At 43.7% G+C, this 24,501-nt stretch carries 19 protein-coding genes; 9 read left to right on the forward strand and 10 right to left on the reverse strand.

Translation table 11 applies throughout. The features are described 5' to 3' along the window. Nucleotides 1-17: 17 nt before the first annotated feature. Nucleotides 18-2,150, reverse strand: coding sequence for a bifunctional diguanylate cyclase/phosphodiesterase (locus A3738_RS01975; RefSeq protein ID WP_231876499.1), 2,133 nt, complete (start codon nt 2,148-2,150; stop codon nt 18-20). Nucleotides 2,151-2,261: 111 nt separating this feature from the next. Continuing rightward, nucleotides 2,262-4,304: an HDOD domain-containing protein gene (locus A3738_RS01980; RefSeq protein ID WP_068502063.1), complete on the reverse strand. Its 2,043-nt coding sequence runs from the start codon at nt 4,302-4,304 to the stop codon at nt 2,262-2,264. 263 nt (nt 4,305-4,567) lie between these two features. On the opposite strand from A3738_RS01980, the gene A3738_RS01985 reads away from it, so the two are divergent. Both A3738_RS01985 and acs read left to right on the forward strand, forming a co-directional pair. Further along, nucleotides 4,568-6,136: a P-loop NTPase gene (locus A3738_RS01985; RefSeq protein WP_068482012.1), complete on the forward strand. Its 1,569-nt coding sequence runs from the start codon at nt 4,568-4,570 to the stop codon at nt 6,134-6,136. Between the two features lie 119 nt (nt 6,137-6,255). Next, nucleotides 6,256-8,208, forward strand: coding sequence for an acetate--CoA ligase (gene acs, locus A3738_RS01990; protein ID WP_068482015.1), 1,953 nt, complete (start codon nt 6,256-6,258; stop codon nt 8,206-8,208). Between the two features lie 6 nt (nt 8,209-8,214). Here acs and A3738_RS01995 read toward each other — a convergent pair whose 3' ends face one another. Further along, on the reverse strand, nt 8,215-11,070 hold the full coding sequence (locus tag A3738_RS01995) for an insulinase family protein (RefSeq protein ID WP_068502060.1): 2,856 nt from the start codon (nt 11,068-11,070) through the stop codon (nt 8,215-8,217). A 267-nt stretch (nt 11,071-11,337) separates the two neighbouring features. Between A3738_RS01995 and A3738_RS02000 the strand changes: the two genes are divergently transcribed. Both A3738_RS02000 and A3738_RS02005 read left to right on the forward strand, forming a co-directional pair. After that, nucleotides 11,338-13,326 carry an SDR family oxidoreductase gene (locus A3738_RS02000; RefSeq protein WP_068482091.1) on the forward strand — a complete coding sequence of 663 codons (1,989 nt, stop codon included), beginning with the start codon at nt 11,338-11,340 and terminating at the stop codon, nt 13,324-13,326. Nucleotides 13,327-13,510: 184 nt separating this feature from the next. Continuing rightward, nucleotides 13,511-14,113, forward strand: coding sequence for a peroxiredoxin (locus A3738_RS02005; RefSeq protein ID WP_068479869.1), 603 nt, complete (start codon nt 13,511-13,513; stop codon nt 14,111-14,113). Nucleotides 14,114-14,178: 65 nt separating this feature from the next. On the opposite strand, the gene rnt is transcribed toward A3738_RS02005, so the two are convergent. Next, nucleotides 14,179-14,841 (reverse strand): ribonuclease T, encoded by a 663-nt coding sequence (rnt, locus tag A3738_RS02010; protein ID WP_068482021.1) that lies wholly within the window; start codon nt 14,839-14,841, stop codon nt 14,179-14,181. A gap of 143 nt (nt 14,842-14,984) precedes the next feature. On the opposite strand from rnt, the gene A3738_RS02015 reads away from it, so the two are divergent. The 3 genes from A3738_RS02015 to A3738_RS02025 all read left to right on the forward strand — a co-directional run bounded on the left by A3738_RS02015 (nt 14,985) and on the right by A3738_RS02025 (nt 17,631). Next, the gene (locus A3738_RS02015; RefSeq protein ID WP_068482024.1) at nt 14,985-15,893 is read left to right on the forward strand and encodes an OmpA family protein; all 909 of its coding nucleotides are present in this window, start codon (nt 14,985-14,987) and stop codon (nt 15,891-15,893) included. 97 nt (nt 15,894-15,990) lie between these two features. After that, on the forward strand, nt 15,991-17,205 hold the full coding sequence (locus A3738_RS02020) for an argininosuccinate synthase (RefSeq protein ID WP_068479331.1): 1,215 nt from the start codon (nt 15,991-15,993) through the stop codon (nt 17,203-17,205). Nucleotides 17,206-17,331: 126 nt separating this feature from the next. Beyond that, nucleotides 17,332-17,631: a hypothetical protein gene (locus A3738_RS02025; protein WP_068501252.1), complete on the forward strand. Its 300-nt coding sequence runs from the start codon at nt 17,332-17,334 to the stop codon at nt 17,629-17,631. A 1,263-nt stretch (nt 17,632-18,894) separates the two neighbouring features. On the opposite strand, the gene A3738_RS02030 is transcribed toward A3738_RS02025, so the two are convergent. Then, nucleotides 18,895-19,518: a tyrosine-type recombinase/integrase gene (locus A3738_RS02030; protein WP_068501250.1), complete on the reverse strand. Its 624-nt coding sequence runs from the start codon at nt 19,516-19,518 to the stop codon at nt 18,895-18,897. Between the two features lie 112 nt (nt 19,519-19,630). Between A3738_RS02030 and A3738_RS02035 the strand changes: the two genes are divergently transcribed. Continuing rightward, nucleotides 19,631-19,909, forward strand: coding sequence for a type II toxin-antitoxin system RelE/ParE family toxin (locus tag A3738_RS02035; RefSeq protein WP_068501247.1), 279 nt, complete (start codon nt 19,631-19,633; stop codon nt 19,907-19,909). Next, on the forward strand, nt 19,909-20,205 hold the full coding sequence (locus tag A3738_RS02040) for a HigA family addiction module antitoxin (RefSeq protein WP_068502825.1): 297 nt from the start codon (nt 19,909-19,911) through the stop codon (nt 20,203-20,205). Before A3738_RS02035 ends, A3738_RS02040 begins: the two co-directional genes overlap by 1 nt. A gap of 219 nt (nt 20,206-20,424) precedes the next feature. Here A3738_RS02040 and A3738_RS02045 read toward each other — a convergent pair whose 3' ends face one another. From A3738_RS02045 to A3738_RS02065, 5 genes are all read right to left on the reverse strand, one after another. Continuing rightward, nucleotides 20,425-21,153: an adenylate/guanylate cyclase domain-containing protein gene (locus tag A3738_RS02045; RefSeq protein WP_068502828.1), complete on the reverse strand. Its 729-nt coding sequence runs from the start codon at nt 21,151-21,153 to the stop codon at nt 20,425-20,427. Next, a complete protein-coding gene (locus tag A3738_RS02050) occupies nt 21,153-21,674 on the reverse strand; it encodes a Pycsar system effector family protein (RefSeq protein WP_068500344.1) in 522 nt (173 codons plus the stop codon). The genes A3738_RS02045 and A3738_RS02050 overlap by 1 nt, the downstream gene beginning before the upstream one ends. A gap of 84 nt (nt 21,675-21,758) precedes the next feature. Next, nucleotides 21,759-22,310: a hypothetical protein gene (locus A3738_RS02055; protein WP_068500346.1), complete on the reverse strand. Its 552-nt coding sequence runs from the start codon at nt 22,308-22,310 to the stop codon at nt 21,759-21,761. Between the two features lie 500 nt (nt 22,311-22,810). Further along, complete coding sequence (locus tag A3738_RS02060; protein WP_068502832.1) at nt 22,811-23,284, reverse strand: NfeD family protein; 474 nt, start codon at nt 23,282-23,284, stop codon at nt 22,811-22,813. A 9-nt stretch (nt 23,285-23,293) separates the two neighbouring features. Then, entirely contained in the window at nt 23,294-24,226 is a 933-nt protein-coding gene (locus A3738_RS02065; RefSeq protein WP_068482064.1) for an SPFH domain-containing protein, read from the reverse strand. Nucleotides 24,227-24,501 lie beyond the last annotated feature (275 nt).

Consider the following 24,501-nt stretch of genomic DNA (forward strand, 5'->3'; position numbering starts at 1 on the left):
GGTGAATGCTTAAAGCTCTAGGCAATTTTCGCGTGAGGGCTTTCGAGTCGACTAAGTATCACTTCACCAGGTTCTGCTCTTCCGAAATAGAAACCTTGAAGTTCTTGGCAACCTAAATCTTTCAAATATTGAAGTTGTACTTCTGTTTCTACGCCTTCAGCGACGATATTGAGCTTCAAGCCGTGAGCCATATTGACGATGGCGTTAACAATACAGGCATCGCCCATTGTCTCTTCAATGTCTTTTACAAAGCTTTGATCAACCTTAAGTGTGTGGATTGGCAACTTACGCAAGTAATTGAGGGATGAATATCCAGTGCCAAAGTCATCGATCGCAATGGTTACTCCGTGCTCAGATAAGCGATTGAGCTTTTTGGTCATCTGATCAAGGTCATTCATGATCGCGTTTTCGGTAATCTCAACTTCTAGGTTTGTTGCAGGGAAGTTGTTTCTTTCAAGTGTCTCGAGCAAATGATCTACAAATCGCGGGTGCTCGACCTGCAAGGGTGAGAAGTTAACCGAAAGGCGAATGTTTGGGTGTCCGTTATTGATCCAGCCTTGTACTTCTTGGCATGCAGAATTTAATACCCACTCACTAATGTCCGTGAGTAGCTTTGTTTCTTCTGCCAAAGGCAAGAACTCACCCGGGAATACCAAACCGCGAGTAGGGTGTTGCCAGCGCACTAGCGCTTCTACACCAATAACATCGTTCGTTTTTGCATTAATCTGTGGTTGGTAGAATACCTTGAATTCGTTGTTTTCTAATGCTCTGCGAATCTCTCGTTCGAGCTTAATGCGGTTTGAGTCAGCTACTTCCATTGAAGGGCTAAAGAACTGGTAACCGTCTTTTCCGCGCGATTTCACGTGGTACATCGCTACATCGGCATTTTGAATCAATTGATCTACTGTGTCGCCAGCTGTCGGGAACATAGAAATGCCGATACTAACGCCAACGAATACTTCGTGTTCGCCCAGAATAAATGGTTCTTTAAGGGTGTTAATGACTTTCTTAGCGATAATGCGAGCATCTTCAGCGCTATTTATATTTGGTAGTAATAGCGTAAATTCGTCTCCGCCAAACCGTGAAAGGGTGTCGCATTTACGAATAACGTTATCCAGTCGCATTGATACGGCTTGCAGTAGACGGTCACCCATTGCATGGCCGAGCGAGTCATTAATCACTTTGAATCGATCAAGATCGAGGAACATGACCGCTACTTGGTTGTCATTGCGTTTGGCTTGCGCCATGGCAAGGTTGAGTCGATCTTTAAATAGTGAGCGATTTGGTAAGCGTGTTAGCAGGTCATGATATGCCTGAAAGTTAATAAATTCTTCGGCTTCTTTTCTTTCTGTTATGTCGCGCGCCGTGCCATAAGTGCCGACAACCTGCAGAGACTCTTCGCCATTGATTTTCACTTTTCTCTCAATAGGGAAGAAGGTAATTTCAAAGTGACGTGAAGCGTGCTCGTTCTTTTTCACTTTCAGGCGAAGTTCAGAACTCCAAGCGCCATCTCTTTTTTTGCCGTGTTCCGTGAAGATGTAGTTGGCTCGGTCGATATCTTCGGCTTCAATAATAGTTTCGTAGCTTTTGCCCAATAAATCCTGTTTGCTGTAGCCAAGCAGTGTTTCAACTTTGCGGTTAAGGAAGGTGAAACGACCTTGGCGATCAAGCATAAATACAACGTCAGGTGAGCTATTGACGATGTAACGATGCAATTCTTCTGACTTTTGCAAGCGTGCCTGCATTTGGTGGTGGGCTTTCTCAAGCATAACTTTTTGCAGGCAATTTCGTGTTGTATTGATCAGTTCTGCAGAATCGTAAGGCTTGCGGAGGTAGTCATATGCGCCGCGGCGGAGGGCTTTACTGACGGCTGTGAATGACGATTCGCCACTAACGACGATAATGGCTGGATCCATGTTGTTTTCAGCAACAAAATCCATGACCTGATGACCGTCAATGTCGGGCATGTTTAAGTCGAGCAACACTAAGTCGAAGCTATCTTGTTTCAAGGCTTCGCATGCATTTAAGCCGCCCAAGGCTGTCGTGACATCAAAGCCTTGTGCAACGAGGAGTGCCTCCAAGCTTGTTAGCAGACGATACTCATCATCTACTACAAGTATTTTTGCCTGTTCAATATCCAGGTTTGCCACCTGTTTCGACTTTATGATTTTCATTCTAGTTGTTAACCGCTCGCACTATAGTAGTTTGTAAAGTGGAACTATCCAGTTCTACCGCTTCCTATTTAAGCGGTTTGAATTTATTTATTGCTCTGGTAGCAATATTTGAAACTGGGTGCCCTTGCCATCACTTCTACATGTGATTGTTCCTCGCGCTTCCGTTACGAGGTTTTTCGTAATGCTCAACCCTAAACCTGAGTGGCCTGCTCCTTTGGTAGTCGAAACTGGCGTAAATAAGTTCTTTTGTATTTCTTCTGGAATACCTGGACCATTGTCAGTGATTTTTATTTCACAAAAGCTATGGCCGTTGACGTTGATGCTGCTTTTTGTAGCAGCACTGATTTTACCACCCTCAGGCATTGCTTCGACGGCATTCTTCATAAGGTTAGTTAATATTTGCCGCAGACTGCCAGGGCTGATGTCGACTGGGCGTAGGCTACTATCTGGCAGGTATTCGCTGTCGATACTCTTGGCCAAGAATAGTGAACTTTTGTACAGGGTTAGAAGGTTTTTGATTTCTAAGTTGATGTCGGCGTCGCCTTCATCGTGCGTAATATCTTGCTGCAGATCCCTTAATCGAAAGATTATCTGGCTTGCGCGCTCTAGCTCTTCTTTAAGAACTTGTAGTTCTTCTTGTACTTCGTCTTCTTCGCTGAGTTTCAGGGAAAGGCTGCTCAAATAGTTATTGATGATGCTAAGAGGGTTGTTCGCCTCATGTGCAATCTCGCGAACCTTTGCGTTTAATGAGTTGATTTCAGAATCAGTGTTTTCTGCGCAGTGGGCTTGTTCTATATCTATGCATTGGCGCTTAAATTGGCTGATCAGAATGCTTAAGAAATTAGGATGAAGTCTTTCCTTATTTGAATGCAATGTTGTAGCGATGACTGCGATGATGCGCTCCCCATCGAGTAGAGGAAGACAGAGCATGTGCTGTGCATCGAGCAACCGGAGAATTTGTTGGTCAGCAACAAAGGCAGAGTCATCATCGATTGAGCTGAGCACTTCATTTCTCAGTGCAGATTTCGCCGCAAGACTACTGCCCTCATTTAGAGGGAAACAAAGTGGTGCTTCGTAGCTGTCTTCGATAAGAACAAGTTCGTTGTCTTCGTTCCAAAATAGTGCCGTTTGGCGAGTGCCAAGCAGTAGTGACAGAGAGTGCTGAATTTGGGTTGCGAGTTCTATTTTTGTCTTGGCTTTTGAAACAAGATCCCGAGAAATGTTTTGAAGATTTTGGTCTCTAATGGCTCGTGCTAAAGATATATGTGCTTCTTGATCATCTTGTTTGTCGAGTTGCACGCCCATGCTCTCAGCTACTTGGATAACTTCTTCATCTATTTTTCGACAGATTTCAGAGATGAGGGATGGGTTGAGTTCAAATAAGCTGTTCGTCGTTTCAACACTCTGCTGCATGCTCTGTTGCGCATCATTGCTAAGAGCGCTTGCAGTATACAATATTTTGACCAAATGCTGAGCGCCCAGAATGTCGACTGTGTTTGCGTGATGATAACGAATCGCATCGATTGCATAAGGGCTTAGCCCCCATTCGTTTGCGAGTTGTGCACCAAGTTCTGCGTGATCAATACCGAATGTACCCAACTCATGCTTTAAGCGTTTATCTTCGTCGGGCTGCTCTTCTCTCAGAGTTAAATATTCTTTGTTGAAGTTTCTTGAGAGTACGAGTTCTCCAATGTTGTGTAATAAGCCGGTCAAGTAGGCTTCTTCTGGTTTAGGGTAGCTTGTGAGTATGGCGAGAGATTTGGCGAGTAATGCGCAGCTCAAAGACCGTCGCCAGAACTCTTTTAAAAACTCATGATTTCCGTGGCTTAAACCTGAAAAAAACTGGTGGATAGACGCCGTGATTACAATCGTTCGAATGGTGTCGATGCCAAGTACTAGCAAAGCACGATCTAAAGAACGAATAGGGGTGCCGCGGTTATACAAAGTTGAATTGGCCATTGCCACAACGCGTGCAGAGATGCTCGCATCACGTGCGATGATTTCTGCAAGCGACTGAAAACTTGAATCATGGTTTTGGCAGCTATCCAATACGTCAGCCAAGATGCTAGGCAGAGTAGGTAGTTTGCTGACTTCAAGTTCTTTTAAAATGTTTTGTGAATTGACTGGCATGTTCGCAAAAAAATAGGATTTATCGCTTTTTTTTAAGCTTAGACAATATTCCTTAAAAATTAAAAGTTTGCGCGTTCTTTTTTATGTGATGCTTGAATTTTCTGGTCGTATTGTGAGCAAAGCTCGCGCGTTTTGTGGCTTGTCAATCCTTTTTATGATTCCGCAAAGCCTTTAGAATTACTGAAATACAACGATAAAAGCACAACCGATAGGCCATATTGCCTAGTTCGCGTTTGAGCTTGAAACAACGAAAAGCGAGCCCGATGAACGTCATTAACTTGAATAAGTCAAAGTCTCAAAAACCAATGCCTCGTGTTCTCGCGATTACCGGCGGTAAGGGAGGTGTTGGTAAAACAAGCGTTTCTGTAAATTTAGCCATCGCGCTCGCGAAGAATGGCTCGAAAGTATGCTTGTTTGACGCAGACACTGGGCTAGCCAATATCAACGTGATGTTGGGTCTCCATCCTGCTTATACGCTTGAGCATTTGTTTACCGGCGAAAAAGAGATTCAAGATATTGTTCTTGAAGGTCCCGAGGGTATTCATATCATTCCTGGGGCCTCAGGCTTCGCTCAATGTGTTGAGCTAGATCTGCAACAGCAATCTCGTCTTGTTGATTCAATTAGCACCCTAGAACCTAATTACGATTATCTGCTGGTTGATACGGCAGCGGGTATTTCTCCCACAGTGCTGCATTTTGTTGCAGCATCGCAGGTTGCAGCAGTCGTTATTACTCCAGAGCCTACTTCGTTAACGGACGCGTTCTCTTTGCTCAAAGTGTTGCGTCGTCGTGGATACCGTCGCAAAGTCGAAGTCATCGTAAATATGGCAACGAATGCGCGACAATCTGAAAAAGTGTATCGACGTTTCGAGGCTGCGGTTAAGAAGTATTTGGGTTTACGTACAGAGCAGCTAGGGGCTTTGTGGATGGACGAAAGCATGCGTAGTGCGGTCGCGTTGCAGCGTCCTGTCGCGCTCTTCCAGAAAGAAGACCCATCAGCACGCGGTTTTTATCGCTTGGCGGAACGCGTTGATGACTTATTTAACGCCCCCAAAGTACCGAAACTCGCATTTAGTAGTTATTGGAAAAAGCTTGTAGATCGTTCTCAAGAGCTTGCTAGAAAGAAAGTCGAAGAAGCTGCACAAACCAATACGTTTACTGCGCATCCAGAGCCTCCTGTTTCTAGTCCTGACGTTTCTCGTCCTGATGGTATGCGTGTCCGAGAAGACAAGCCTGCCATGGTTGTGGATTTGAATTCTGGCTCCTACAAAGAGTCATTGAGCCAAGTTCAAGAGCAGATCAAAAAACAAAAACAGACAATCGCTGCGGAAACCGCTAAGCCTGACAGTCAGGAATTACTCTCTGATCAGTCTGAAAATGCGTGGGTTGATCTGCGTATTCGCATGAATCGTTTCTTTACCGATCCAAATACAACGCCTGAGCAAGTCACGACACTGATTTCTAGTTGTATTTATGCCTACGGAGATCGGTTAGGTGATTCTGCAATCGATTTATTGCATGGCTTGTTAAGCACGTTAACGCCTAGCTCTATCAATGAAGAGCATCGTCTTTTGTTGCTCGCAGAATATGAGCGTCTTGAGTTGGCGAAGCCAACTGGCATGCCAGCGCCATCAGCGAGTTCAGTAGATGCTTTGGATCGTGAGGAAATTCGTGTTGATGAACCTTCCGAGCAGAGTGTTTACGATGAGAAAGGTTTTGGTTCTCAGAGTAAGTTGGCTGAGCAAATTCGTAGCTCATCTAATACCGTCCCTCTTGAAACGTTACTCGAGTCTATAAAATACGCCTCATTGGTTGACTCGTCTCGGGACTGAGCGTAGCTTTTTGATGCTGAAATTATCTAGGCATCATTTGTAGCAAAAGCTGCGACTTAGTCCGTGCTAAGTTCTTATAAATGTTGCCAAGCTGCCTAACAAAAATAAGAGGAAGCGCCATGACAGAGCAACATATTTATCCTGTTTCTCCTGAACTTGAAGAATTTTCAACGCTTAACAAAGACCAATATTTAGAGCTATATAAGGCATCTATTGATGACCCAGAGAGTTTCTGGGCAGAGCAAGCCAAAAGAATCGATTGGTTTAAGCCGTTTACCAAAGTCAAAGACGTATCTTATGCATCGAAAGATTTGCATATTCGTTGGTTTGAAGACGGTATCTTGAACGCGTCCTACAATTGTTTAGACCGTCACTTGGCTGATAAGGGCGATCAAACTGCGATTATTTATGAAGGTGATGACCCTTCTCAATCTGAACATATCTCATACAAACAGCTGCATGAGAGAGTATGTCGTCTTGCGAACGGCCTGAAAGAATTAGGTGTAGAGAAAGGGGATATCGTCACCTTATATATGCCGATGGTTCCAGAAACAGGCATCGCTATGCTGGCCTGTGCGCGCATCGGTGCCGTGCATTCCGTTGTTTTTGGGGGGTTTTCCCCGGAAGCTCTCGCAGCCAGAATTGAAGATGGTCAGTCTAAATGGTTGATTACGGCTGATGAGGGTATTCGTGGCGGGAAGTCTATTCCATTAAAGAATAACGTGGATGAGGCTTTTGAAGTAGGGAATATCGGGCATGTGAAGAATGTCGTTATGCTTCAGCGTACCGGTGGCGATGTGTCATTTGTTGAAGGTCGTGATGTATGGATGCATGAGTTGATGGAGCGTCAGGGTGCTTATTGTGACGCTGAACCGATGAGCGCTGAAGATCCCTTGTTTATGCTGTATACCTCTGGTTCAACTGGCAAGCCTAAGGGCGTTTTGCATACTACTGGTGGTTATCTTACTTACGCGTCCTTTACGCATGAGAAAGTATTTGATTATCGCGAGGGCGAAGTTTTCTGGTGTACCGCGGATTTCGGATGGATTACTGGGCATAGCTATATTTTGTACGGTCCATTGTGTAATGGTGCGACAACAGTGTTGTTTGAAGGCGTGCCAAATTATCCTGATGCTTCTAGGTTCTGGCAGGTTGTTGAAAAACATCAGGTGAACGTATTTTATACCGCGCCGACCGCAATTCGTGCGTTGATGGCTGCTGGTGATGATAAAGTTCAATCCTACAACCGAGATAGCATTCGTCTTTTAGGCTCGGTGGGCGAGCCAATTAATCCAGAAGCTTGGGAATGGTACTACGAAGTAGTCGGAGAAAAACGTTGTCCTATTGTTGATACGTGGTGGCAAACGGAAACCGGCGGCGTATTGATCTCCGCTATTCCGGGAGCGACGACTTTGAAGCCAGGCTCAGCAACGCGTCCATTGTTTGGTGTGAAACCTGCGATTGTCGATAACGAAGGCAATATTCTAGAAGGCGAATGTGAAGGGAATTTAGTCTTAATGGATAGTTGGCCTGGTCAAATGCGCACCGTCTACGGTGATCATGAGCGCTTTATTCAAACCTATTTTTCGACGTATGAAGGAATGTATTTTACGGGTGATGGAGCTAGACGTGATGCAGATGGGTACTACTGGATTACTGGTCGAGTCGATGATGTGTTGAATGTCTCTGGACACCGCATGGGAACAGCCGAGATAGAGAGCGCGCTTGTTGCTCATAGCGCTGTTGCTGAAGCGGCGGTTGTTGGTTTTCCGCATGACATCAAGGGGCAGGGCATCTACGTCTATGTTTCGATGATGGCAGATGCTGATTTGTCTGATCTTACTGCACTTGTGAGTGAGCTCAAAGATTGGGTGCGTAAAGAGATTGGCCCTGTCGCAACACCAGATTTGATCCAGATCTCAGGAGGTCTTCCTAAAACGCGTTCAGGTAAAATTATGCGTCGTATTCTGAGAAAAATTGCAGCGAATGAGTATGACAGTCTTGGTGATACGTCTACGTTGGCAGACCCAAGCGTTGTCGATGTCTTGATCGACGAACGCCTGAATCGTTAGACCATACTACTTATCGAAGTTTGAAAGAGAGAGCCATGCGCTCTCTTTTTTATTTAGTAATTTCTGAAGTTGGGTGATGGCATCATCTTGTGACGTTTGATGCTTGCTTACCATAATCAAGTTTGAACCTTTTTTCTTTACACGCTCTGTGTAGAAAGATCTAAAGTTGTCGATAGTGATTGCTTCGATCGCATCGATCATTTGTTCTTTGCTATCAAACTTGGCAGCTTTCTTGTCTATCTCGCTCCAGTATCGATTGCTTCGCTGCCCAATATTGGTCTCTTTTTCTTCTAAGCGGGAGATCACTGCTTTTTTATAACGAGCGAATTCTTCTTCTGAAAGCGAATTAATACGGTCAACTTGAGCGTTCAGAAATGTTCGTGTTTCATTAAATAACTGATCTGTGCTGGCACTTGGCGATTGAACAATGAACGCTATTCCCGGAACTTCAAGTAATGGGTAAGGTGTTGCGAACACGATATAGCCAAGCTGTTTCTCGGTTCTAAGCTGAGCATAATAGTCATTGCCGATTGCCTGGCTCATTAGTGAATACAGTGCGCGTTCAGAATAGCTTTTAGTTTCGCCTTGCATGTAAAACACCATGCTCGAATCGGGGTGGTCAATATCTAGCGCTTTAGCCCAGTCTTCTTCACCTTCTAAATTAAGAACACTTGCGCGCTCCACACTCTGAATCTTAGCGGGCTCGAGAATATGTTTTTCAACAAGTTTTGCCATCTTTTCGGTTTTATCTTGTTCGACATTACCGTTGCTAAGTACTGCGGTATCTACGGTCGAGAAAAACAGATTTTTAAATTCTCGCAGCTGCTCGATAGAGATCTTTTCAAGTGCGACAAGCTTTTCTTCTGAGTTCCAAGACGGGCTAAGGATGTCATCTTGAATCGCTGTGATGGCTTGCTGGAATGGCTTTCTTTGTTTTTCGTTTTCAAGAGATCTTTTCAGTCGCTCTTTGATGTTTTCAAAGCGCTCATCTCTTAATTCACTGTGTTTGATTTTCTTCAAGATCGTTTCAAGAAGTACATCTTGCTTATCGTTGTATCCCGCTATTTTGAGCGTAACACCTCTAAGGTGCTTGTATAGGTCGTAGCTCAAACCAGCAAGATAAGCGGGATAAGAAAATTCCACGAGTTTATCTGTTAGCATCGAAACGAGTAACTGCGTCATAACCAAGTGTTCGACAGTATCGACCGCATGAGGAGAGCGAATGCTGACAAAGAATGTTGATTTTGGTGTTCCGAATTCTGTGTCAGTCGCGTGCCATAATTCCATTCCTTTAGGTGCCGAGAGCAGCACTGGAATCGGGTTGTTTTCTGCTTTGCTGAGCTCGGTGTTGCTCGGGATGAAGTTGTTTGGCTCAGGCAAGGCTAAGTCTTTGCTAGCTTCCGCCTTTTTAAGTTGATTTACCAAGCTCACAGATAGGCTTTTAACCGAGTAGGGCGCCTTAAACCATTGTGTTTCTTGATCGGTTTCTAGATCTTTTGCTTTTACGCTAACTAAAAGATTGTCGGATGTAAGCAGGTGTAGGTAATCGCTAATTAATTCCTTATCAAACTTGTTTAGCTTGTAGGGCGCGCTGAGAATATCCTGTGCCGAGAACTCATGCAGTGCTGAGGACAAGCTTCTGACGTAGGACAGCGCTGGGACTTTTTCTTGGAACTTGAATGCAATTTCTGACAGTTGTTTTTGTTCAGTGAAATACATTTCATTGAGGTCGTTTTGTTTTAGCAGGTTGATGTAGGCAAATACGGCATTGATGACTTCATCTTGTTGCTTTAGGCCTTTCTCGGTAAGGCTCATAGAGATGATAAACATCCCTTGATTATCTGTGTCGAACTGAGGGCCAGCAGATAGCGTATCAACAAGCTGCTTCTTTTTAAGAGAGGAAAGCAGGCTGCCTTTTCCTTCATGCCCTATAAGGTTGGCAATATATCCAAGAGGTTGCGTATTGATGTAAGGACGAGACGTCGGAACAGGGAAGCTTAATGAAATACTTCGTGTGTCTTTGATACTTTTGACTTGAATTTTTGCTGGTAAAAAACCACCGCTAAAAAATGGTGTCGTGGTTTTATGTTCAGGTAAATTTTTGTTCGCGATGCTTGAGAATTTCTCTTCCACCCAGCTGGATAGTGTTTCAAGGTCTTCTTTGCCAAGTACAGTGAGCTTCATTCGGTTTGCTGAGTACTGCATGTCGTAAAACTCTAAGAGCGCTTCACGCAGAGTAATGTCAGGCTTATCAACTAAGGTTTCTAAGTTACCAACTGCAAATTTTTTGTAGGGATGATCGGAATTTAATATGGCTTTGAAACTTTCTAAGTAGCGACGACCATCATCTTGGATTTTTGAACTGTATTCTGAGTGCACTGCATTGACTTCTCGTTGCACATAATCTGCGTTAAACAATGGTGCAGTGAATTGTTGAGAGAAACGATCGAGTGCTGGCTCTAGGTATTCGGCGGACACATCAAAGAAGTAATTAGTGTGTTCAAGTGATGTGTAGGCATTATGACCGCCCCCATGCTCGCTAATAAACTTTTGATATGCGTCAGGCTCTGGATATTTATGGGTCCCGAGAAAGAGCATGTGCTCAAGAAAATGCGCCAATCCTGGAAATTCGATTGGGTCGTGTGAACTTCCCACTTTAATATCGAGAGAAGCAGCGCCTTTGTCCGCTTCTTTGTCAGAAATGATTAGAACGTCGAGTTTGTTCTCGAGAGTGAACGATGTATATTCACGTTTGTCGTTAGGACTCTTTTCAATATCGAAGTTAAGTTCAATTGCTGATGAAGTTGCGCTGAGCGCGAGTAAAAATAGTGTGCCAAAGGCGAGAAGCGTACGGTATATCACCGAGTGGGTCTCCTTGAAACTGGAATAAAGCCGAGCGTAGCTTAGCAACTGCTTGTTATCGGAAAAGTGATCCGGTTGTGATTACTATAGTTTGATCGTGCGTTTAACAAAATTTGAATTATAAAAAATTGGAGTTGTTGCTCTATGAGGACGTGACTTATATTGATTGCATTAGGAATCATTGAGCGCATTTTTGTTCCTCAAATTTTAATAAATCTAAGAATTAGCTCAGCATACGTGTTGAGATCACTGCCTAAGGATAAAACGATGAGTTATTTCATTACCGGTGGAACCGGCTTTATTGGACGCTTTCTTGTAGAAAAGTTATTAGCACGTGGCGAGACTATATACCTCTTAATGCAAGAGTCGAGCATGCATAAATACGATGCATTGCTTGAGCGTATTGGTGCAACATCAAAGCAGGTTGTTGCTGTGAAAGGCACACTGACCAAGAAAAATCTTGGTATTGCCAAAGCAGATATGGATGAGCTTAAAGGTAAGGTTGACCATTTTTATCATCTTGCAGCGATCTATGATTTATATGCTTCTGAAGAAGTGCAGCAAACAGTGAATATTGATGGCACGCGTAACGCGATTGCTGCTGCAAAAGCAATGAAAGCAGGGTGCTTCCATCACGTAAGCTCTATCGCGGCAGCCGGTTTGTATCGTGGTGTGTTCCGTGAAGATATGTTTAAAGAAGCGCAAAAGCTTAATAACCCTTACTTGCGCACTAAACATGATTCAGAAGCAATTGTGCGTGAAGAGTGCAAAGTGCCATGGCGTGTATACCGCCCAGGTATGGTTGTTGGTCATTCTAAGACGGGTGAGATTGATAAGATCGACGGCCCTTACTACTTCTTTAAAATGCTTCAAAAAGTTCGTCGTGCAATACCTCAGTGGATGCCAACGATTGGTGTTGAAGGCGGCAGAATGAATATCGTGCCGGTTGATTTTGTCGTTGATGCTTTAGAGTACATTTCGCATGTTGAAGGTGAAGATGGCGGGTGTTTCCATCTAACAGATCCTGATCCATATAAGTTGGGTGAAGTTTTGAACATCTTTGCGAAGGCAGGTCATGCTCCAACGATGGCGATGCGTATTGATGCGCAAATGTTCAACTTTATCCCTTCAATGCTTCGCAACGGCGTTAAGAACTTGCCGCCAGTTAAACGTTTAACCTCGGCGTTCTTAAACGACTTTGGTGTTCCAGAGTCAGCGATGGAGTTCATCAACTATCCAACCAAATTTGATTCGCGTGAAACAGAGCGAGTGCTCCGTGACTCTGGTATCGAATGTCCAGATCTTAAGTCTTATTCCGCACCGATTTGGGATTTCTGGGAGCGTAATCTTGATCCTGACTTATATAAAGATCGCACTTTACGTGGCACGGTTGAGGGTAAGGTATGTGTCATTACCGGTGCGACTTCAGGCATTGGTTTAGCAACGGCAAAAGTCTTAGCGGAAGCAGGTGCGATTACCTGTATCGCAGCGCGTACACTCGACAAGCTTGAAGAAGTTAAATACGAGCTTGAGCAAAACGGCGGTACTGTTTACGCGTACCAATGTGATTTTTCGAATATGGAAGACTGTGATCGTTTTGTTGCTGAAGTTGAGAAGGATCACGGCGCGGTTGATTTCTTAATCAATAATGCCGGTCGCTCGATTCGTCGTTCTATAAACCTTTCGTTTGATCGTTTCCACGATTTCGAGAGAACGATGCAGCTTAATTACTTCGGCTCGCTTCGCTTGATACTTGGTTTTGCTCCGAAGATGCTTGAGCAGGGACGAGGTCATATTGTAAATATCTCATCTATCGGTGTTTTGACAAATGCTCCGCGTTTCTCTTCGTATGTAGCCTCGAAGGCAGCATTGGATGCGTTCTCGCGATGTGCTGCGGCAGAATTCTCAGATAGTAATGTGAGTTTTACGACCATCAACATGCCGTTGGTAAAAACGCCAATGATCGGTCCAACTAAGATCTACGACTCGGTGCCAACGCTAACGCCAGAAGATGCAGCAGATTTAATTGCGAAAGCAATCGTTCATCGTCCGAAGCGTATCGCGACGCGACTAGGTATTTTTGCACAAGTCTTACATGCTCTCGTACCAAAAGCGGGTGAGATTATTATGAATACGGGTTACAAAATGTTCCCAGATTCTGCAGCGGCGCAAGGTAAAGACCAGAAAGCTGATATGCCAAAAGTCTCGACGGAGCAAATGGCCTTTGCTGCGATCATGCGAGGAATTCATTGGTAGCATCCAGCGTATAAGAAAAAAGCCCCTGCCTTGGTAGGGGCTTTTTCGTTTCTGAAAAATAAGCGCTATCTCTTATTGGACAACCAGCCTAGTCGTTGTACCATAAGTCGACTTTGTACATCGCTTGAGGCGTAAAGCGTCTCTGACAAATATCAAAAACGCAATCAACATTTGGAGATAATAAATGAGCGTATTAGTAGGCAAGCAAGCCCCTGACTTTACTGTTCCAGCAGTTCTTGGCGACGGTTCTATCGTAGACGAGTTCACCCTATCTGAAGCTATCAAAGGCAAGTACGGTCTTGTTTTCTTCTACCCGCTAGACTTCACGTTTGTTTGTCCATCAGAGTTGATCGCTCTTGATCACCGTATGGCTGACTTCAAAGAGCGTGGCGTTGAAGTGATCGGTGTTTCTATCGACTCTCACTTTACGCACAACGCATGGCGTAATACTCCAGTTAATGATGGTGGTATCGGCCAAGTAGGTTACACATTAGCTGCAGATATGGCGCACGACATCTGTAAAGCATACGACGTTGAGTCAGAAGGCGGCGTTGCTTTCCGTGGTGCTTTCTTGATTGACAAAGAAGGTTTGGTTCGCTCGCAGATCGTTAACGATCTACCACTAGGTCGTAACATGGACGAGCTAATCCGTTTGGTTGACGCTCTTCAGTTCCACGAAGAGCACGGTGAAGTTTGCCCAGCTGGTTGGAACAAAGGTGACAAAGGTATGGATGCTTCTCCTGATGGCGTTGCAGCTTACCTTTCTGAGAACTCAGACACTTTGTAATTCCTGTTTAAATATGGGAATAAAAAAGCCGAGCATTGCTCGGCTTTTTTGTGCGTCGAAGACTCTTAAATACCGATCTTTTGATCAAGTGGCCAACCCCCAAGTTTTGACCATTTATTGATGATGGTACAAAACAGCTCAGCTGTTTTCTCTGTGTCGTATTTTGCAGAGTGTGCTTCGTGTCCATCAAAAGCGATTCCGGCGGCAGAGCATGCTTTAGCTAGAACTGTTTGCCCAAAGGCCAAGGCCGAAAGAGTGTTGGTATCGAAGCTTGAGAAAGGGTGGAACGGGTTGCGTTTGATGCCTGTGCGTTCTGCAGCAGCAAATACAAAATTGTGATCAAACGACGAATTATGGCCAACTAAAATAGCACGCGTACACCCGGTATTTTTTACAGCGCGGCGTATTGGCGTAAAAATTTTGTCGAGCGCGAGCTTTTCAGGTTGTGCGTTTCTGTAGGGTGAGTAGGGATCAATGCCTGTGAATTCGAGCGCAGACTTTTCAAGGTTGGCGCCTTTAAAAGGCTCAACATTACAATGAACGGTCTCCTTGCAGTACAGTTGTCCGTCACTATTCATGTCTAGTATCACAGCGGCTATTTCAAGTAGAGCATCAGTTTGAGAGTTAAAGCCGGCTGTTTCGACGTCGACAACAACTGGTAAGAACCCGCGAAATCTCGCTGAAATGGAATGAGAATTGCTATCTTGATCGTTATTATGTTCTTGCATTGTGGAATTAGATCCTGACACGCTTTGCCCTTACTACTGTCACTCGCGCAAACGAGTATAACAGAGCTTATTTGAGATTTGGGATCTCCACGGCAAAGAATTGCCTATTACGGCGTAAACGCGCCCAATAACAGATGAATTAGATGTTTAAATATTTATCAATACTCTTAGGTTTAATGCTTTCCTCGGCAACTTACGCTGAACAAGAATTGCGTTACCTTGCTCCTATGGAGCGCAGTGCTTGGTATATCTCCACCAGTATTTTTGAATGCAGCGTGATTCATGATATTCCCCGTTATGGCCAAGGCATTTTCTATCATGAGGCCGGTGAAGATCTGTATTTCTATTCGCAAACCAATTCCAATCCAATGAAGCCAGGCAAGGCTGCTTTGGTCGTAGAAGCTTCAGACTGGAGGCCGGGGCAGGCGATTCGCGACTTAGGCTATGTTGACGTTGTGCAAGGCGATAAGCCTTTAAAAGTAGAAAGTCGTCGTTCACACGATCTAATGAAAGGTCTGTTAGAAGGAATGATGCCTACGTTCACGCGTCAGTCGTGGTATAGCGATGCCTCAGTGCGTTTATCCCTAAGTAGTATCGGCTTTGCCAATGTTTATGAAGCTTATTTAGACTGCATATCATCTTTGCTGCCGGTTAACTTCCGACAAGTCGAGAGAACTCGTGTGCACTTTGAATCAGACAAAGCGATTCTTCTGAAAGAAGATAAAGCGCGTTTAGATATGGTGGTTCTTTATGTTCGCGCCGACAGCAACGTCACTGCGGTCTATGTGGATGGCCACACCGATTCAACGGGGCGTAGGATTTATAATCGTCGATTATCGAAAATGCGTGCCGAAGCGGTGACAGCTTATCTGACAAAAAGCGGCATCAATTCAGAGATGATACAGACTCGCTATCATGGCGAACGCTATCCCGTCGCAGGTAATAAAAACTCAAAAAATAAAGCGAAAAACCGCCGAAGTACCGTTCGTTTAGTGCGCGGAGAGCAGCTTTCTTTGCCTTCAAAAGAAAATCCTGAGGGTGAGCTGAATTAAGTTGTTGTTTTTGGTTGTTTTTCCATCACTCCTTTCTGTAGAATACGCACCCCTTTTTTAATATAAGCAAAATCTATAACAGGTTTTGGGAGCCTTTATGTCGAGTATAAATAAGGTCGTGTTAGCGTATTCTGGCGGCCTAGATACTTCTGTAATCGTAAAATGGTTACAAGAAGAATATAACTGCGAAGTAGTCACTTATACTGCAGACTTGGGACAAGGTGAAGAAGTCGAGCCAGCGCGCGCAAAAGCTGAAGCGCTAGGTGTTAAAGAAATCTACATCGAAGATGTCCGTGAAGAGTTTGTACGTGATTTCGTATACCCAATGTTCCGCGCGAACACCATCTATGAAGGTGAATACCTTCTAGGCACTTCTATTGCTCGGCCCCTTATCGCAAAACGGCTCATTGAAATTGCGAATGAAACAGGTGCAGACGCGATCTCTCACGGTGCGACCGGTAAAGGCAACGACCAAATTCGTTTTGAATTAGGTGCATATGCACTTAAGCCTGGTGTGCAAGTGATTGCGCCTTGGCGTGAATGGGATCTTAACTCCCGTGAAAGCCTTCTTGCTTACTGTGAAAAACACGGTATTGAGATCGAAACGAAGAAAGGTAAATCACCATACTCAATGGATGCGAACCTCCTTCACATCTCATACGAAGGTGACATTCTTGAAGATCCTTGGGCAGAAGCAGAAGAAGATATGTGGCGTTGGTCTGTATCTCCTGAAAATGCACCCGATAAAGCAACCTATATCGACCTAACTTACGAGAAGGGTGATATTACTGAGGTTGACGGGAAAGCGATGACTCCTGCAGAAGTGCTAGCGCACTTGAATGAAGTGGGTGGCGCAAACGGCATTGGTCGTTTAGACATCGTAGAAAACCGTTATGTTGGTATGAAGTCACGTGGTTGTTATGAGACACCTGGTGGCACCATCATGCTTAAAGCACACCGTGCGATCGAATCAATCACGCTAGACAAAGAAGCTGCGCACCTTAAAGACAGTGTGATGCCTAAGTATGCAGAGCTTGTATACAACGGATACTGGTGGTCACCAGAGCGTAAAGCGCTTCAAGCATTGATCGACGAGACACAAACTTACGTGAACGGTGTTGTGCGTTTGAAACTTTACAAAGGCAACGTCATCGTTGTTGGTCGTAAGTCAGAAGATACCTTGTTCGACGAAAGCATCGCGACATTTGAAGATGATGCTGGTGCATACGATCAGAAAGATGCAGATGGCTTTATCAAGCTAAATGCGCTTCGTTTGCGTATCGCCGCAGGCAAAGGTCGTGATTTGTCGTAAGTGATCTAAATGTCTGTCTTGAAAGTTAGAAGCTAAGACAGACTTTGAAAATAAAAAGCCCAGTCCCGAAAGGAACTGGGCTTTTTTCATTAGCTGATCAAGATGAGTTAGGAAATTAAACAAAATATGAGCGAATACAAAATTATCACGCAAGAGAAAGAGCATGGCTATGTGATACAAGGTAGCGATGTTTGTTTTGAGATTGCTATTGCATCAGAGGCGGGCGTAAGAAAAGTCTCTTCGGTATCTGCGTATGTAAATGCTGAGGACGATGATGCTGTCGACATTAACCGAGACGATGCGCTTAAGGCTGCTCAATTCGTGAAACAAATAGATTCAGATTTAATCCTGGGCGAATTAGTTCGCGGTGGATGGGATCAGCCAGAAAACGAACATTCAGAATTAGGCTGGTGGCAAACGGCTTAAGGGAGGCTCTGAGTTAATTCTGGGTGTTTGGAATTGGGCAGAAACGGTCTGTCTCTGCACCGTCATTCCGTACACAGAAGCGTGCACTAAAGTTTTTCTGGGATAAAGACAGGCTAATTCTTTTTTTCCTGTCGGTGGCAACCTACAGCGCCTTAAGACCTTTGTTTCGCCAAAGGTCTTAAGATGGCACATGCCAGCCTTTCTTGCTTCGCAATTCACCCTCATCTAAAGGCGACCCGGTACCCCAGGGCATCTTCTCTTGCTCTGCGAGCAATTCACCTTAATCGCTTGCGTGCTCAACGGGATTTAAGTTTCGTTCCAATCCGTCATTGCCGCGCAGGCGGCAATCTATGGTTTAAAGTGCAATGCACGGAATTAGACAGAAGCGGCTGTTGATTCAAGTCTTACGTGTAGGTCTGCTTATTCAAGTAAGAGGAACACTTCGGTAGACTCAGTTGCCGTTAATATGTGTTCAACAAATTGAGGAATTAGGGTGAACGAAACACCAAAAGGCAGTAAATCTTTTTCCACCCTGCTTATTTTATGCTGTTTCAATCTATTGTTTTTCGTACTGGCTTTCGATTACATTGAAAACGATTCGATATTGATTCGAAATACAGTTTCGCTAAGGGGTTATCCCGCACAGATAACTTTGCCCCTCGTATTCCTTAGTGTCCTAGCTGCAGACCTCTTATATTTCAAAAGCCTAAAAAAACAATGAAATTATCCAACAAAACTATAAACGATTGCTCCAAAAGTCAGACTAAACGATCCATCGCAGAGTCAGCCATCTTAATTAACATTTCGTTTGTAATATGAATTTCACGCCAAAATTTCGCAACGGACTATTCTTACTCTTAGCAACCATCGTATTAACTAGTTTCTTCTATCGTTCGTACCTAGATTTTGAATTAAAGTCCTTTCTATTTAGAGTCTTTTTTCTTTTATGTACAGTAATTTACCCAGCTTGGGGAATCATTTTGAACAAAGGTTACTATGTAAGTTTTGGGTTCGAAAAAGTACCTCCGGTATACAGCGATTTTGACGAGACCGCTAAAGGTAGATGTGCATTTTTTACACGCTTAGTAACAGTGGCAGCGATAGTAGTCTTTACATACTTGTTTTTCTCTAAGCTATGAGACACTTTGGTTAGTCATCCAAGATGAGTTGAAAGAGCTTCTTATGTCCAGCATCTCGATCAGACCTGACTCAGTATCGGGTTAGAAAGGGCTACCCGCAAATAGCCCTGTGGAATGAGGGGATTTAGATCTCTATGTTCTGCGCAAGCTCTAATGCGTCATCAACTTCAACGCCTAAGTATCTGACTGTACTTTCAAGGCTCGTATGGCCAAGTAGTATTTGAACTGCGCGTAGATTTTTAGTTTGCTTGTATATTATTGACGCTTTAGTACGGCGCATACTATGAGTGCCGTATGCGCTTGGATCGAGATCTATGCTAGTCACCCAGCTTTTTACGATACGGCCATAATGACGAGTTGTAATATGTCCTCCTAATTTTGATCTGCTAGGAAATAGATACTCTAGGGAGCTTAGCGAACGACTTTCAATCCAGTTCGCTATTGTCTCTCGGGTCTTTCTTGTGATTTCAAAAACGACTGGATGTTGTGTCTTTTGTTGGATGACTTGCGCTCTAACCATCACTTCGGAATTACGGGCGATATCTCGAACCATGAGTTTAACCAAGTCGCATCCGCGTAGTTTGCTGTCTAAAGCCAAGTTAAATAACGCTAAGTCTCTTAGTTTTCCAGCCATCTCCAGCCGTGTTCTGATTGCCCATATGTGCTCTTGTTTCAATGGTAGTTTTTGGCCTACCAGTTTCCCTTTGTTCCAAGGTTCGCGTTTCGATTTTTTCTCAGAGAAATACATAACTTACCTCCAAAACTTCGTTCATTAATGTGCCTTATCGATCAAGCACGAGAAACATTATGGACAATACTAAAGTTTGGCATGCTGAAACCTTTTGGGTTACACTTGCGCCATGATTAAAAGCTTCCTCCACAAAGGGCTTCAGAAGTTTTATGACTCTGGAAGTACCTCCGGCATCCAGAAAAAACATGAGAAGAAGCTTCGTTTGATTCTGACTAACCTTGATCAGGCTGAATGTCCCGATGATATGGATTTGCCCGGTCTGCATATGCACCCGTTAAAAGGTGCGCGTAAGGGTGTGTGGTCAGTAAGAGTAAGTGGCAACTGGCGAGTGACTTATCGCTTTGATGGCCGTGATGTTGAGATCGTGAATTACGAGGATTACCACTAATGTCTATGTTTAATCCCGCTCACCCCGGTGAGGTATTAAAAGAACTCGTTATCGAATCTCTTGGATTAACGATAACAGACGTGGCAAGTCATCTAGATGTGAGCCGAAAAACTTTATCTAAGGTTCTAAATGCACGCGGATCTTTAACGCCAGAAATGGCAGTAAGGCTAGAGCTAGCTTTTGGAAAGCCTTCTGCAGACCATTGGCTGCGTCTACAAAACGCCTATGATCTGTGGCTGGCGAGACAGAACAAAGATGCACTTCATGTTTCACCGTTTGATATAGAGGCGGCGTGATTCTTTGCTTCAGTATCTAAAGCCACCGATATAGACTGGAAAGAATGAAAAGCGGACATTGGTTTTCCATTCGCAAATAGACAATTGCGGACATCAAGTTGGGAGAAATATCAGGCTTTATTTGGGCAGGTTTATTTAGCAAGCAGACATGAACGCCCGCATTTGAGGCTGGTTTGGAGCGCAGCGGAAAACCAGTCAGGCAACATGCGCTTGTTAGAATTAGTTCACTTTCCAATGGTATGTGGTGTAGTAGTAGAGCTCTTGCTTCCCATTGTATTCAAAATAGGCTGACTGCCACATATCCTTTTGAACCTCATTACCCCACATATCTTTCTCTATCGCGTATTTTACTCGATCTTGCAAATTGGCATATACATAAGAGGATATGCCAATGTTGCCATGCAATTTGTCTCCAACCTTTACGGACTTATTAACTGCATTGCCAACCCATACCAAATCTCTATTATTTGCACCAGCTATACCAACTTTTGCACAAACAATTTTTCCGTCATCAATGCCTATGCCAAAATCAACGGATGAGAACTTCTCCATTTTCTTCTTTACTTCGGAGTCTGAAGATGACAATAGCCATTTCATCTTCATGGCAGACTCAACAGCATTACTTAATGTGATTTTTGATGTGCCTTGAAAAAAGACCAGCATTCCATCGCCATTAAAGCTTCTTACCTCACCACCTAGGCTTTTAGCGACAGTCACGATTGTGTGGAAATAAGCTTTATGTATCTTTGCAACAGTAGTTCTGTTGTGATTATTTAGAACCGAAGTCGAGCCCCTCATATCAATATAAAGTGTTGTTGCTTCAAACCTAAGGCCTTTATTACCAAATGTCAGGCGAGTATCGTCAATGTCAGGCACATCAATAATATCCGTAACTTCAAAAGCGTTATCAATAATCTCTTTTACCTTTGAAACAATCCCTTCCTTCATTACTTCGCCCTAAATAGATAAATTAAAAGTGCTAACACAGGAGATATTACAGCCGCCAATGTCAGCCAAATAGCTTTTTGAAAAGCTCGATATTTTCTATCAGCTATAACTGAGTTGATAATTATTTGGTTAGATAAATCTTTCTGATATCCAGTAACCTCGAAATCCTTCAATTCCAATTTAGTCTTCAAAACGTTTAAGTAAGCCAATGGCGTATATTTAGCAATATCAGAAAAATACATCAGATTGTCTTTGTCGCTAACTCCACTTGGTTTTTTCTCCCAAGGCATGGAAAGCGAGGGGATAATCGAGAGAAAGCAAATTGATATGGACAACACGCAGAGTACTGCTACCACAATCAAATATATCAGGCATGCACCTTTTGGCTCGTAAGAGTTTATAAGCCTGCTTATTCCGAAAATGAGAGCACCATTGCAAGCAATGAGTGTTGCTGATTTTGCCTCGGCAAACTTCAACCAATCATTAATATTTGAGAATATATCTTGTAGTTTCTCGTCCATACTATATTTCTTCAGTGAATTCTAACGCCCGCATTTGAGGCTGGTTTGGAGCGCAGCGGAAGACCAGTCCGCCAACAGCGCTTGTTAAATGCCGAACTCAACTAGCCCACCAGATTTACGTAGAAAATCCTCGCCAACCAACATTGGATGATATTTCATGCCGCCAGTAAGGGTATCTGCATGGGTCGCGATTAAGCCGCCAATACCTTCTTCCTTCTTGTTCAAGATTGCATAGCTGGTAGGTAACGAAAAATCCATAATCTCCATAGTGGGCAATGTTAACCAAGCATGTATATTTAAAGATGAACCATTGACCCCTGATTGTAATACTGTTTTAAGATCCTGTTCGCTTTGATGGAACATTAAGCGCTCAACGGTTTCTACATACCCGATTGTAAAATAGCATGCTGTATCAAATAACTCTGCTATTACATCAGCCAACCGGTAGTGAATTGATAGGCATTGAGCCACAACTTCTTCAACACCAATTTCACCAACTGTATCTCTCAATACATAAGGAAACTTTTGCATTTTCTCATGGGTAAGCAGTACGCCCTCAGAAAATATGATTTCCGGACATATCAAATTAAACTCTTTTGTTCTCAATACTGCCTTTTCGAACTCTGATTTATACACGGTGCCTCCTTGGCATTTAACATTTGTATAGTGAGCCCCCCCTCATATGTATGACAGGTAGTCTCTTTCCTTTCCCATATACTACGATGTTTTTAAAAGAAAAAACTCGAATCTCGCTCATTTCTTTATCACACATATGAGGGGTCACGTATGTAGAAATAGTGAGGGGTCTCGTATGTAACCCACAGAATAACTCAAAACTTTGATTTCATTCGATTTTTCATGTTCCCTCGGGTGCTAAACGAGCACAATTCACTTCCTTGCGTGGTTTAAACAAGCACGCTCAATAGCGCTTTGATTACCTAAGACTTATGTGAGTAAAGAGCTTTCGATGATTTCTACTTTCCTATTGAAGCAGGCATAGGCAAGGGAACTGAACCAAGGTCGCCTAATGTCTATTTTCGGGCATTGAGAACACGCTTCACTGTCCGGTACAACAGTGGGGATGGAAGTTTATATATCCGTTTCATTTTCCAAGCATCAGCAAGCGGCGAAAGAAACTAGCGAGTAATAGCCTTCACGTACATCTTCCCGACCTCTGATTTAACCACTTGAACTTCCGTTCCTTTCCCAAGAACTTGAGACTGATCTGGGGTCAAGAATACTTGCCAATTAATACCACTGTACTCTTGCACTATAAAAGTACTTGGGGCCAAGTCTTCAGAAAGGAAGAACGTAACGCCACTAAAACTATTCGGCTGATCTTCAGGACTTTGCTGACGTTGCTGCAACTTTCTCAATGGTTTCCACAGAAATAAGGCCCAAACAAAGGAGAAGATCGCGACAGAGACAGAGGCGTTCAAAATCGAATGCTCAAACAGACCGATCGACATTAATACAGCCGTAGTAAAACATGCAACAGCCACGAAAATCAGGAAAATACTACTGAAACCCAGTACCAATATTTCTATGATGATCAGCGCAACGCCAACAAAAGATAATAATGTTGGCAAACTCGTAAATAGTTCAGGCATTGAAGTCTCTTACTTTTTCAAAGAATCCGCGATAGACAGAACTTGAGCAACGACAGAAGCCGCTTCTGTATTCCCATCGGGTAACAATACCACAGAAGATTCTTTGGCAATCGCCTCTTTTGCTGCGATTGCTTTTTGCGCCAATTCTAATTGAATAGCTGAGCTGCCTTCATTGGTGACGGCGATATTACCAATTTTTTGCAAAGCCGCAGCCTGCGCTTCGGCTACGCGAATAATCGCTTGCGCTTCACCTTCGGCAGTTAAGATCTGTTGTTGTTTTTCCGCTTCTGCAGCAAGAACCTGTGCTCTTTTCTCACCTTCAGCACGGTTGATTTCCGCTTGTCGATCACCTTCCGACTCTAGAATTTTAGCGCGGCGCTCACGTTCGGCACGCATTTGCGCTTCCATACTCGACATCACGCTTTGTGGAGGAACAATGTCTTTTATCTCGTAGCGTAAAACCTGAACACCCCACGGCTCAGCCGCTTGGTTAATAGAGTTGACGATATTGGCATTGAGTTGATCACGTTCCTCAAATGTTTTATCGAGCTCTATCTTACCGATCTCTGAACGCATCGTGGTTTGCGCAAGTTGGGTCACCGCAAAGGCATAATCTTCAACACCATAAGACGCCTTATAAGGATCGAGTACTCTAAAATACAGCACACCATCTACCGTCAGAGAGATATTGTCTTTGGTGATAGCGCCTTGGCTAGGAACGTCAACAGCCTGCTCTTTCAATGAGCGATCATGCGCTACACTATCTATAAATGGTACAATCATATTGATACCAGCTTCGATCGTTCGATTATACTTACCAAAGCGCTCGACGATGTAAGCTCTGTTCTGAGGTACAAATTTGATGCCTAATTTTAAGACAATAAGGATGGCGACTAGTACAGCCGCTTGGACAGAGAAAAGGTATTCAAGAACGATATTCATAGAGCGAGCAATCCTTTGTTGCGATGAGTGTAGCTAGTTTAAATATAACAATTAGGGCGCTCTGCTAAAAGGAGATTTAGGGCGCTTTTTAAAGGGAATATATTAATGGGGCTGCAGGTGATAGGCCTGCCATTGAATTTCTAATCGCTTAGCTCGAAGTACTTCTGCTTTTGTCTAAAAGCAGTAGGCAAGTTGGCACTCATTTCTTAACTTCTCATTACGCCTTTGCTTCGATATAGAACACTTCAGTCCAATCTCGTTATACTGACTGTTCA

The sequence above is a fragment of the Oleiphilus sp. HI0066 genome (assembly GCF_001635725.1).

Coding starts and splice junctions, on each gene's coding strand:
- A3738_RS01980 (WP_068502063.1), bottom strand. CDS start 4,304: ATGCCAGTCAATTCACAAAACATTTTAAAAGAACTTGAAGTCAGCAAA.
- A3738_RS02035 (WP_068501247.1), top strand. CDS start 19,631: ATGATTAAAAGCTTCCTCCACAAAGGGCTTCAGAAGTTTTATGACTCT.
- A3738_RS02065 (WP_068482064.1), bottom strand. CDS start 24,226: ATGAATATCGTTCTTGAATACCTTTTCTCTGTCCAAGCGGCTGTACTA.
- A3738_RS02015 (WP_068482024.1), top strand. CDS start 14,985: ATGTTTAAATATTTATCAATACTCTTAGGTTTAATGCTTTCCTCGGCA.
- A3738_RS02020 (WP_068479331.1), top strand. CDS start 15,991: ATGTCGAGTATAAATAAGGTCGTGTTAGCGTATTCTGGCGGCCTAGAT.
- A3738_RS02040 (WP_068502825.1), top strand. CDS start 19,909: ATGTCTATGTTTAATCCCGCTCACCCCGGTGAGGTATTAAAAGAACTC.
- A3738_RS01985 (WP_068482012.1), top strand. CDS start 4,568: ATGAACGTCATTAACTTGAATAAGTCAAAGTCTCAAAAACCAATGCCT.
- A3738_RS02005 (WP_068479869.1), top strand. CDS start 13,511: ATGAGCGTATTAGTAGGCAAGCAAGCCCCTGACTTTACTGTTCCAGCA.
- rnt (WP_068482021.1), bottom strand. CDS start 14,841: ATGCAAGAACATAATAACGATCAAGATAGCAATTCTCATTCCATTTCA.
- A3738_RS02000 (WP_068482091.1), top strand. CDS start 11,338: ATGAGTTATTTCATTACCGGTGGAACCGGCTTTATTGGACGCTTTCTT.
- A3738_RS02045 (WP_068502828.1), bottom strand. CDS start 21,153: ATGAAGGAAGGGATTGTTTCAAAGGTAAAAGAGATTATTGATAACGCT.
- A3738_RS02060 (WP_068502832.1), bottom strand. CDS start 23,284: ATGCCTGAACTATTTACGAGTTTGCCAACATTATTATCTTTTGTTGGC.
- A3738_RS02050 (WP_068500344.1), bottom strand. CDS start 21,674: ATGGACGAGAAACTACAAGATATATTCTCAAATATTAATGATTGGTTG.
- A3738_RS02030 (WP_068501250.1), bottom strand. CDS start 19,518: ATGTATTTCTCTGAGAAAAAATCGAAACGCGAACCTTGGAACAAAGGG.
- A3738_RS02025 (WP_068501252.1), top strand. CDS start 17,332: ATGAGCGAATACAAAATTATCACGCAAGAGAAAGAGCATGGCTATGTG.
- acs (WP_068482015.1), top strand. CDS start 6,256: ATGACAGAGCAACATATTTATCCTGTTTCTCCTGAACTTGAAGAATTT.